Annotated in this window: 9 protein-coding genes and 1 pseudogene; all 10 read right to left on the bottom strand. The window is 61.4% G+C overall.

Going from position 1 to position 10,976, the window contains the following annotated elements:
• Positions 1-78: 78 nt before the first annotated feature.
• Positions 79-1,374, bottom strand: coding sequence for a phosphoribosylamine--glycine ligase (purD, locus tag L6D63_RS00310; RefSeq protein ID WP_047291052.1), 1,296 nt, complete (start codon positions 1,372-1,374; stop codon positions 79-81).
• 190 nt (positions 1,375-1,564) lie between these two features.
• The gene (gene purH / locus L6D63_RS00305) at positions 1,565-3,172 is read right to left on the bottom strand and encodes a bifunctional phosphoribosylaminoimidazolecarboxamide formyltransferase/IMP cyclohydrolase (RefSeq protein WP_131671006.1); all 1,608 of its coding nucleotides are present in this window, start codon (positions 3,170-3,172) and stop codon (positions 1,565-1,567) included.
• 82 nt (positions 3,173-3,254) lie between these two features.
• Positions 3,255-3,575 (bottom strand): DNA-binding transcriptional regulator Fis, encoded by a 321-nt coding sequence (gene fis / locus L6D63_RS00300; protein ID WP_003221275.1) that lies wholly within the window; start codon positions 3,573-3,575, stop codon positions 3,255-3,257.
• Entirely contained in the window at positions 3,572-4,582 is a 1,011-nt protein-coding gene (gene dusB, locus L6D63_RS00295) for a tRNA dihydrouridine synthase DusB (protein WP_047291054.1), read from the bottom strand. The genes fis and dusB overlap by 4 nt, the downstream gene beginning before the upstream one ends.
• 185 nt (positions 4,583-4,767) lie before the next feature.
• Complete coding sequence (locus tag L6D63_RS00290; protein ID WP_131671007.1) at positions 4,768-6,060, bottom strand: DUF3426 domain-containing protein; 1,293 nt, start codon at positions 6,058-6,060, stop codon at positions 4,768-4,770.
• A gap of 30 nt (positions 6,061-6,090) precedes the next feature.
• The gene (gene prmA / locus L6D63_RS00285; RefSeq protein ID WP_041068147.1) at positions 6,091-6,969 is read right to left on the bottom strand and encodes a 50S ribosomal protein L11 methyltransferase; all 879 of its coding nucleotides are present in this window, start codon (positions 6,967-6,969) and stop codon (positions 6,091-6,093) included.
• 234 nt (positions 6,970-7,203) lie between these two features.
• Entirely contained in the window at positions 7,204-8,562 is a 1,359-nt protein-coding gene (gene accC / locus L6D63_RS00280) for an acetyl-CoA carboxylase biotin carboxylase subunit (protein ID WP_041068145.1), read from the bottom strand.
• Positions 8,563-8,579: 17 nt separating this feature from the next.
• Positions 8,580-9,044: an acetyl-CoA carboxylase biotin carboxyl carrier protein gene (gene accB, locus L6D63_RS00275; protein WP_024164417.1), complete on the bottom strand. Its 465-nt coding sequence runs from the start codon at positions 9,042-9,044 to the stop codon at positions 8,580-8,582.
• A gap of 48 nt (positions 9,045-9,092) precedes the next feature.
• On the bottom strand, positions 9,093-9,545 hold the full coding sequence (gene aroQ, locus L6D63_RS00270) for a type II 3-dehydroquinate dehydratase (RefSeq protein WP_007914604.1): 453 nt from the start codon (positions 9,543-9,545) through the stop codon (positions 9,093-9,095).
• Positions 9,546-9,791: 246 nt separating this feature from the next.
• Positions 9,792-10,298: pseudogene (locus L6D63_RS28905) on the bottom strand (methyl-accepting chemotaxis protein); the annotation flags it as partial.
• Between the last annotated feature and the right edge of the window lie 678 nt (positions 10,299-10,976).

The following is a 10,976-nucleotide window of genomic DNA, read 5'->3' as shown; positions in this document are numbered from 1 at the left end:
GATGCCAGAATATAACGATGCGCAGCGGCGGAACAGCCCGGCGAGGGACTGCATCCCGCGCCGGACCTGAAGGACAACTTATTCCTGGGTTTCGCCACGTTCACGGGCAATGGCGCGGTAGCCAATGTCCTTGCGGTAGAAGCAACCTTCCCAGTCGATAGCGGCGGCCAGCTTGTAGGCTTGCTGCTGGGCTTCGCTGACGCTGGCGCCCATGGCAGTGGCGCAGAGTACGCGACCACCGGCCGTCACCACGTTGCCATCCTTGAGCGCCGTACCAGCGTGGAAGACTTTGCCTTCCAGGCTTGCGGCTGCGTCCAGACCGTTGATCGCTGCACCCTTGGCGTAGTCGCCCGGGTAGCCACCGGCGGCCAATACGATGCCGACGCTCGGACGTGGATCCCACTGGGCTTCAACCTTGTCCAGCGCTTGCGCCAGAGCGGCTTCGACCAGCAACACCAGGCTCGACTGCAGACGCAGCATCACCGGTTGGGTCTCCGGGTCGCCGAAGCGGCAGTTGAACTCGATGACTTTCGGGTTGCCGGCCTTGTCGATCATCAGACCGGCGTACAGGAAACCAGTGTAGACGTTGCCTTCTTCGGCCATGCCGCGCACGGTCGGCCAGATCACCTGGTCCATCACGCGCTGGTGCACATCGGCGGTGACCACCGGGGCAGGGGAATAGGCACCCATGCCGCCAGTATTCGGGCCGCTGTCGCCGTCGCCAACACGTTTGTGATCCTGGCTGGTGGCCATCGGCAGGACATTCTTGCCGTCGACCATGACGATGAACGAGGCTTCTTCGCCGTCGAGGAACTCTTCGATCACCACGCGCGAACCGGCGTCGCCGAACGCATTGCCGGCGAGCATGTCGCGCACGGCGTCTTCGGCTTCGGCCAGGGTCATGGCCACGATCACGCCTTTACCGGCGGCCAGGCCATCGGCCTTGATCACGATCGGTGCGCCTTTTTCCCGCAGATAAGCCAGAGCCGGCTCGATCTCGGTGAAATTCTGGTAGTCGGCGGTCGGGATCTTGTGGCGGGCCAGGAAATCCTTGGTGAAGGCTTTCGAGCCTTCCAGCTGCGCAGCGCCGGCGGTCGGACCGAAGCAGTCCAGGCCACGGGAGCGGAACAGATCGACCACGCCTGCCACCAGCGGCACTTCCGGGCCGACGATGGTCAGGGAAACGTTTTTCTCGGCGAAGTCGGCCAGTTGCTCAAGGGCCAGCACGTCGATGGCGACGTTCTCGCACTTGGCTTCAATTGCGGTACCGGCATTGCCCGGCGCGACGAAAACCTTCTGCACACGCGGATCCTGAGCCACTTTCCAGGCCAGGGCGTGTTCACGGCCACCGCTGCCAATGATCAAAACATTCATTTCAAAAACCTCGGATGACGCTAATTCTGTTTTTAGAGCCTAAAGCGCTTCACGCTGTAGGAGGTCGCAATGAAGTCGGTAGATGCAAGGCGGAGTTGACCTCGATGAGCGGAGTTGCCTTTTGGCAATGAGCATCATCGAGGTCGGCTCCAACGCAGCAGATGCCGGCTTCAGTGCGGCCGTCGACTGGTTAGTGACGGAAGTGGCGCATGCCGGTGAACACCATCGCGATGCCTGCTTCGTCAGCAGCAGCAATCACTTCAGCATCACGCATCGAGCCGCCCGGCTGGATCACTGCCGTGATGCCCACCTTGGCCGCATTGTCCAGGCCGTCGCGGAACGGGAAGAACGCGTCCGATGCCATCACCGAACCGGCCACTTGCAGACCGGCATGCTCAGCCTTGATCGCAGCAATACGCGCGGAGTTTACGCGGCTCATCTGGCCAGCGCCGACACCGATGGTCTGACGGTTCTTGGCGTAGACGATGGCGTTGGACTTGACGTACTTGGCGACTTTCCAGGCGAAGATCAGGTCGTGGATTTCCTGTTCGGTCGGTGCACGCTTGGTCACCACTTTCAGGTCGTCGGCGCCGATCATGCCGATGTCGCGGCTCTGCACCAGCAGGCCACCGTTGACGCGCTTGTAGTCCCAGGCCGGAACGCGGTCCGCCGACCACTCGCCACAGGCCAGCAGGCGCACGTTGGCTTTGGCGGCGACGATGGCGCGAGCCTCTTCGCTGACGCTTGGGGCAATGATCACTTCCACGAACTGACGCTCGACGATCGCCTTGGCGGTCTCGGCATCCAGCTCACGGTTGAAGGCGATGATGCCGCCGAAGGCCGACTCGGTGTCGGTGGCGTAGGCCAGTTCGTAGGCCTGACGGATACCGCCCTCGGCGTCCGGGCTCACGGCTACGCCGCACGGGTTGGCGTGCTTGACGATCACGCAGGCCGGCTTGACGAAGCTCTTCACGCATTCCAGCGCGGCGTCGGTGTCAGCCACGTTGTTGTACGACAGCTCTTTGCCTTGCAGTTGAGTCGCGGTGGCGATACCGACTTCGGCAGGCTTGGCTTCCACGTAGAACGCCGCGCTCTGGTGCGGGTTCTCGCCGTAGCGCATTTCCTGAGCCTTGATGAACTGGCTGTTGAAGGTGCGCGGAAACTCGCTGCGGCCTTCGGTGCTCAGGGTTTCGGCAGCCTGATTCACGGTGCCCATGTAGTTGGCGATCATGCCGTCGTAGGCGGCGGTGTGTTCAAAGGCCTTGAGCATCAGGTCGAAACGCTGAGCGTAGGTCAGGCCGCCGGCCTTGAGGTTTTGCAGAACGTTGGCGTAATCGCTGGCATTCACCACGATCGCCACGTCCTTATGGTTTTTCGCCGCCGAACGGACCATGGTCGGGCCGCCGATGTCGATGTTCTCGATGGCGGTCGGCAGGTCGCAGCCTGGCTCGTTGATGGTGGCTTCGAACGGGTACAGGTTGACCGCAACCAGATCGATCGGCTTGATGCCGTGCTCACTCATGATCGCGTCGTCGATACCGCGACGACCGAGGATCCCGCCGTGGATTTTCGGGTGCAGGGTTTTCACCCGACCGTCCATCATTTCCGCGAAACCGGTGTAATCCGCGACTTCCACTGCAGCAACACCGTTGTCGCGCAGCAGCTTGAACGTCCCGCCGGTGGAGAGGATCTCGACGCCGAGGGCTTCAAGCTCTTTGGCGAATTCGAGGATCCCGGTCTTGTCGGAAACGCTGATCAAGGCGCGGCGGATCGGCAGGCGGGTAGTCTGGTCGGTCATCTCAATTTCCATCAAAAGCAAAGGAAGTCAGCAAAAAAGGCGACCGGTTTTACGCGGGCGCCTTTCTGGTTTGATTGAATGCTTACAGCAGATCGTACTGCTTGAGTTTCTTGCGCAGTGTGCCGCGGTTGAGTCCCAGCAGCTCACTGGCCTTGGTCTGGTTGCCCTTGACGTAGTTCATCACGCTTTCGAGCAGGGGAGCCTCGACTTCGGAGAGCACCAGGTTGTACACATCCGTGACGGACGCGCCCTCAAGGTGGGCGAAATAATTGTGCAGCGCCTTCTCGACACTCCCGCGAAGGGTCTGACCTTCTTCGCTTGGGGTATTGAGGTGCTGTTTCAAATTCACGTTGTCGCTCACGGGTGCTGTTCCACTCACTAAAGTCTCGGTCATCATCGTCATGCGGCCACCCCTTCTTCGTCCCCTGTCAGGCTCTTGTAACGCTCGGCGAAGAACTCCCGAACGTTGGCGCATTGTGTTTCCGTACCATCCAAACGATTGAAGTGGGCGCGAAACTCCCTGGCGCCCGGCAAGGTTGCGAGATACCAGCCCACATGCTTGCGGGCAATGCGCACGCCCATCACATCCCCATAGAAGGCGTGAAGGGCGGCCAGATGCTCCAGCAGGATGCGTTCCACTTCGTTCAGCTCCGGCGCCGGCAATTTCTCGCCGGTACGCAGGAAGTGTTCGATCTCGCGAAAAATCCATGGCCGCCCCTGGGCAGCCCGGCCTATCAGCAGGCCATCGGCACCGGTCGCGTCAAGCACGTAGCGGGCCTTTTCCGGCGAATCGATATCGCCATTGGCAAACACCGGGATCGACACCGCCTGCTTGATCGCGGCAATCGTGTCGTACTCGGCTTCGCCGGTGTACAGATCGGCGCGCGTGCGGCCATGCACGGCCAGCGCGGTGATCCCGGCCTGCTCGGCGATCTTCGCCACGGTCAGGCCGTTCTTGTTGTCGCGATCCCATCCGGTGCGGATCTTCAGGGTCACCGGCACATCCACTGCAGCGACGACGGCCTGCAGGATCTCGGTGACCAGTGCTTCGTCCTTCAATAACGCGGAGCCGGCGGCCTTGTTGCAGACCTTCTTTGCCGGGCAACCCATGTTGATATCAATAATCTGTGCGCCCAGCTCGACGTTGGCCCTGGCCGCATCCGCGAGCATCTGCGCGTCGCCACCGGCAATCTGTACCGAGCGTGGCTCGGGATCGCCTTCGTGGATCATGCGCATGCGCGACTTGCGGGTGTTCCACAGGCTCATGTCACTGGTGACCATTTCCGAGACTACAAGCCCTGCGCCCAAACGCTTGCACAGCTGACGAAAGGGCTGGTCGGTGACGCCCGCCATCGGGGCGAGAATCAAACCGTTCTGCAATGTATATGGGCCGATGCGTACCGCCGACATAGGACTTCCCTGAAGTGGGGCCGGATCATGAGAGTTCGAAAAAGGGTTGGCATGATACCCGCTCTCGATGACTGGATAAAGGCTGAATTGAACAAAATCTGAACAGTTATTCTGTTATTGCCAGCGGTTTGGTTGCCGTGGGCGAAGTCAGAAAACTGCCGTCAAACCTGAAGCGATGAAGCGATTCACTCGGGGGAGTGGAAACTCAGGCTGTAATTCACCGCTTTGGGGCCTGGATCGAGGATGTCCAGTGCGATGTGGATCGGCGTCTGTGGCGGCATTTCCGCCATGCCCTCAAGGTCGCCGTTGAGGTATTCGCCGGGTTTGAAGCGACGACTGGCAATCAGGTGACCGTTGAGATCGGCGAAGCGCAACTCCAGCAGCGGGAACGGCTGGGAGAATGTTGCGCGGTTATAAATGATCGCGTCGACCACCAGCGCTCCACTGAATTCCGGATGGCTGCGCACCACCAGGTTGCTGCTTTTGATTTTGCCGATGTCGACCTTGGACGGCACCGTGCAGCCAATCTGCGGGCAGAACTGCTGGAACCACGGGCGGTACTGATCCTGGCGCGCCAGTTCGTCGAAATGATAGGCGATGTACTGACCGGCCAGACCAGCGGCAGCCAATAGAACCAGCAAACTCCAGAGCAGGCGCCGGCCCCAGGGCGAACGGCGCTTCTGCCAGTCCAGTTGCAGTGGATCGTCAGTCAGATCCTGCAGCACTTCGGCGCGTACGCCGGGTTCGGCACGTTCACGTTTTTTACGCAGCGGTTCGACCGATGGCAACTCGTCATCGTCCGGTTCGACGCTGGCCGACAGGCGTTCGCGGCGGGCATTCGGATCGATCGGGTCATGCAGGCGCAGTTGCGGGATCGGCGGCTCGTCGTCCAGATCCACCGGCTCCAGCGACAACGAAGGCTCGGTGCGCGCGGTTTTCAGCGGTTCGGCTTCGACGATCTCGGGCTCGATTTCATCTTCGGGCTCGGGCAGGCGTTCATCGTCGCGTGCGCTGAACAGGCTGTCGCGCCACACCGTTTCATCGGCTTCAGGGCTGTCGCGGCGGGCGCTCAGGGACTCTTCGCGCTGGCGACCGAATTCGGTGGTCGGCTGGATTTCCCGTTGTTCGAGGCGGGCCAGTTCTTCGTCCAGATCGAGGCTGTCCAGGTCCAGCTCGCTGGCGCTCCATTGCTTTTGGCTGATGGCGCGCGGCGCGGGCGGTTCGTCATCGACAGGCGCTTCGACCACTGGCGGCGGTTCGCTGACCACAGGTTGAGGCGGTGCTGGCTGGACAATGGCCGGCGCCACCGGCGTAACCGCTTCCTTGCCGGCGTGTTGTTCCAGCAGCTGTTTGGCGGCATTGAACACTTGCAGGCAGGAGCCACAGCGAACCACCCCGCGGGCCACGCTCAACTGAGCATGGCTGACGCGGAAGCTGGTTTGGCAATGCGGGCACTGGGTGACGAAGCTGTCGGTCATGCGGCGATCCGGTTTATGCAGGCGGCCATTCTAGCGCCGACGGCCGGTGATGCGCACCCAGCCATCACGATTGGCGATCGGGTCCAGATCGAAGTCCTGCGCATAGGCTGCAGCGACCTCTTCGCCTTGTTCGGCGAGGATCCCGGACAACGCCAGACGCCCGCCGGACTTGACCAGGCCGGACAGCTGCGGCGCCAGGGAAACCAGCGGGCCGGCCAGAATGTTGGCCACCAGCACGTCGGCTTTGACCTGCGGCAGATCTTCCGGTAGGTACAGCGGGAACAGCTCGTCGGCAATATTGTTGCGCCCGGCGTTATCGCGCGAGGCTTCCAGCGCCTGCACGTCGATGTCGGTGCCGACCGCTTCTTTGGCGCCGAGCAGCAGGGCGGCGATCGCCAGAATCCCCGAGCCGCAGCCGAAGTCCAGCACGTTGCAGTCTTTCAGGTCCTGACCGTCGAGCCATTCCAGGCACAGGGCGGTAGTCGGGTGAGTGCCGGTGCCGAATGCCAGGCCCGGGTCCAGCAGCAGGTTGACCGCATCAGGCTCGGGCGCGGCATGCCAGCTCGGCACGATCCACAGGCGCTGACCGAAACGCATTGGCTGGAAACCGTCCATCCAGCTACGTTCCCAATCCTGGTCTTCGATGACTTCGCTGTGATGCTCGGGCAGCGGGCTGCCGGTCAGCAGTTCCAGATGCGCCAGCACCGGCGCAGGCTCGGTGCCGCCCTCGAACAGGGCCAGCAGGTGCGTGTGCGCCCACAGCGGGGTGGTGTTGAGTTCCGGCTCGAAGATCGGCTGATCTTCGGCGTCCATGAAGGTCACCGAAACGGCGCCGACTTCAAGGAAAGCGTCTTCGTAGGTTTCGGCTTGTTCCGGGCTGATGGCGAGACGTACTTGCAGCCAAGGCATGGCGGGCACCTTTGAAAAAATATGATTGCAGCCTAGCGGCCAGCGAGAAGCGCGCAAGTTTACGCGAGCGCAAAGCTTTTGTGGGAGCGAGCTTGCTCGCGAAAGCGGATTGCCAGTCACTTTGATGCTGACTGATGTGCCGCCTTCGCGAGCAAGCTCGCTCCCACAGGTTTTTTGCAATCTCAGAAACAACAAAGCCGCCCGAAGGCGGCCTTGTCTGGTGCGGGCTGAAGCTTAGTGCTTGTCGCCAGCCAGCTTGTGCTCGAGGTAGTGAATGTTCACGCCCCCTTTGCAGAAGCCTTCGTCGCGGGTCAGATCACGGTGCAGCGGGATGTTGGTCTTGATCCCGTCCACCACGATTTCGTCCAGGGCATTGCGCATGCGCGCCATGGCTTCGTCGCGGGTCGCGCCGTAAGTGATCAGCTTGCCGATCAGCGAGTCGTAGTTCGGTGGAACCGCATAACCGCTGTACAGGTGCGAATCGACGCGCACGCCGTTGCCGCCTGGAGCGTGGAAATGCTTGACCGTGCCCGGGCTCGGCATGAAGGTTTTCGGGTCTTCAGCGTTGATCCGGCACTCCAGCGAGTGACCGCGGATCACCACGTCATCCTGGGTGAACGACAGCTTGTTGCCAGCGGCGATGCTGAGCATCTCCTTGACGATGTCGATACCGGTGACCATTTCCGAAACCGGGTGCTCCACCTGAACGCGGGTGTTCATTTCGATGAAGTAGAAACGACCGTTCTCGTACAGGAACTCGAACGTGCCGGCGCCACGGTAGCCGATGTCGATGCACGCCTTGACGCAGCGTGCCAGCACTTCCTGACGCGCCTGCTCGTCGATGCCCGGTGCCGGCGCTTCTTCGAGAACTTTCTGGTGACGACGTTGCAGCGAGCAATCGCGATCGCCCAGATGGATGGCGTGACCCTGGCCGTCGGACAGTACCTGAACTTCGACGTGACGCGGGTTGGTCAGGAATTTTTCCAGATAGACCATCGGGTTGCCGAACGCCGCGCCAGCTTCGGAGCGGGTCAGCTTGGCCGAGGCGATCAGGTCTTCTTCCTTGTGCACCACACGCATGCCGCGACCACCACCACCGCCAGCGGCCTTGATGATCACCGGGTAGCCGACTTCACGACCGATGCGCAGCGCCGTTTCTTCGTCTTCCGGCAGCGGGCCGTCGGAACCTGGAACGGTCGGCACGCCAGCTTCGATCATCGCGTGCTTGGCCGACACCTTGTCGCCCATCAGACGAATGGTTTCGGCTTTCGGGCCGATGAAGGCGAAGCCGGAGTTCTCGACCTGTTCGGCGAAATCGGCGTTTTCCGCGAGGAAACCGTAGCCTGGGTGAATGGCGGTGGCGCCAGTCACTTCAGCGGCAGCGATGATGGCCGGGATGTGCAGGTAGGACTGAGCGGCAGAAGCCGGGCCGATGCAGACGGATTCGTCTGCCAGACCCAGGTGCATCAGCTCTTTGTCGGCCTTGGAGTAAACGGCGACGGTCTTGATGCCCATCTCTTTGCAGGCACGCAGAATCCGCAGGGCGATCTCACCGCGGTTAGCGATCAGAACTTTTTCCAACTTCGCAGTCATCAAAGGCTCTCCGCAGTTCAAACGATGGTGAACAGCGGTTGGTCGTACTCAACCGGCTGGCCGTCTTCGACGAGGATGGATTCGATCACACCGCTGGTTTCAGCTTCGATGTGGTTCATCATCTTCATGGCTTCGACGATGCACAGGGTGTCGCCTTTCTTCACGGTCTGGCCGACTTCAACGAAGGCTGGCGAGGTTGGCGAAGATTTGCGGTAGAAGGTGCCTACCATTGGCGAGCGGGCCACGGTGCCGTTCAGTGCAGGAGCAGCAGCGGCAGCCGGAGCGGCAGCAGCCACTGGAGCAGCAGCGGCGGCAGGTGCAGCGGCCGGAGCCTGCATCGGCGCCGGAGCGTAGTATTGCTGAGCCGGGGTCTTGCTGTGACGGCTGATGCGTACGGACTCTTCGCCTTCCTTGATCTCGAGCTCGTCGATGCCGGACTCTTCCAGCAATTCGATCAGTTTCTTAACTTTACGGATATCCATGAATCATCAACTCCCAAGGGTCGGTCAGGGGCGTTTAACGCTTGTGGTTCAAGTCGTTGCCTGTGTTTCAAGCTGCTCTAGTGCGGCCTCCAGGGCCAGTCGGTAACCGCTGGCGCCAAGGCCGCAGATCACTCCCACCGCTACATCGGAGAAGTAAGAGTGATGGCGGAAAGGTTCGCGCTTGTGCACGTTGGACAAATGCACTTCGATGAATGGGATGCTCACTCCCAGCAGCGCGTCACGTAATGCGACACTTGTGTGCGTAAAAGCTGCTGGATTGATCAGAATGAAATCCACACCTTCACCGCGAGCGGCGTGGATGCGATCGATCAATTCGTACTCGGCGTTGCTTTGCAGATACAGCAGATGATGGCCGGCTTCACGGGCGCGGCGCTCCAGATCCTGATTGATCTGCGCCAGGGTCGTTGAACCGTAAGTGCCGGGTTCGCGGGTGCCGAGCAGGTTCAGGTTGGGGCCGTGCAGCACCAGTAGCGTTGCCATCTGCATGTTCCTTGTTATGAATGAGCAGTCGTCAGAACCCGGCGACTATGCCGCAAAGGCTTTGTGACTGTCCAGTTCTCTGCAATAGCCAGCACGATGACCGATGTTTGCGCGAAATTTGTGACTGAGTGATTTGATCTGGTCATTCCTCTCGTCCTGTAGGCGCTGTCGAAGGCTGCGATCTTTTTATTTTTAGAAGCAAGGTCAAACGATCGCAGCCTTCGGCAGCTCCTACAGAGGTTGGTGTCAGACGCGGAAGGCCTGCACGGCGGTATGTAGTTGCCCACCCAGTACCAGCAAGTTCTCCCCCTGTTCGCGACCCTCGCCGATGCGCAGCAGGTTATCGCCGCCCAATTGATGGATCCGCTCGCTGTGATCACGGATTTCGCTGACCGCGCCGCTCTGCTGCGCGGTGATCTCGGCGATGCGGATCGCTGTGTCGGAAATGGTCTGGATCGCGCCGACGATTTTATCCAGCGCGCCGTCCGCCGCTTGTGCCTGATTGGCTGTGGCTTCGGCGTGTTCGACCTGCGCGCGCATGCCTTCGACCGATTGTCGGGCGGCGGCTTGCAGGCCGGCGATCAGCGTCTGGATTTCCGCTGTCGCGCCGGCCGTGCGTTGTGCCAGTGAGCGCACTTCCTCGGCCACCACTGCAAAGCCACGGCCCATTTCCCCGGCCCGCGCCGCTTCGATTGCCGCGTTCAGGGCCAGCAGGTTGGTCTGGTCGGCGATCGAACGGATCACCGTCAGCACGCCACCAATGGTCGCCGACTCTTCGGCCAGGTGCTCGATCATCTGTGCATTGCCCTGCACCTCGCCGACCAGCGCGTGCAGGCCTGTGAGGCTTTGGCCGATCACGGTTTGCCCGTGCTCCACGGCCAGCCCGGCATGGCGGCTGGCATCGGCAGCCTGCCGTGCATCGCCGGCGACCTGCTGAATCGTCGCTTCCAGCTCACCCAGTGAATCGCGGATCAGCGCAGTGTCGCCGGCCTGATGCTCGGCACCGGAGTGCAGGTTGTTGCTCAGTTCGGCCAGGGTACGGCTGCTGTCGGCGACCTGTTCGGCGTTACCGCGAATCGTCCCGACCAGATCTACCAGATACGCGCGCAAGCGGTTGAGCGAAGCCTCAATGTCATGCAGTTCGCGGTTGGTTTTGCCCAAATGAATGTCGCGACTGAAATCGCCTTCGGCCCAGGTCGACAGCGCCGGAGCAAGGTTGGTCAGGGTGCGCGCCAGGCGCCGCTGCAAGGTGTCGATCAGCAGCGCGATCAGCAGAATCAGGCCGATCATCACGCCCTGCATCAGGCGTACTTCGCCCTGAATCTGTCCGTGCTGGGCGCGCACCACCGGTTCGAGTCCAGCGATCGCCTGTTGCACGGCGGCGATTTTCAGGTGGGTCGCGGTGCTCAGTTCGGTGCGTTTCTGGATCTG

The organism is Pseudomonas parakoreensis, assembly GCF_021602155.1.
Classification (GTDB): Bacteria; Pseudomonadota; Gammaproteobacteria; order Pseudomonadales; family Pseudomonadaceae; genus Aquipseudomonas; species Aquipseudomonas parakoreensis.
The sequence above is the reverse complement of the archived record's forward strand: the minus strand, read 5'-3'. Positions and strand labels throughout refer to the sequence as shown.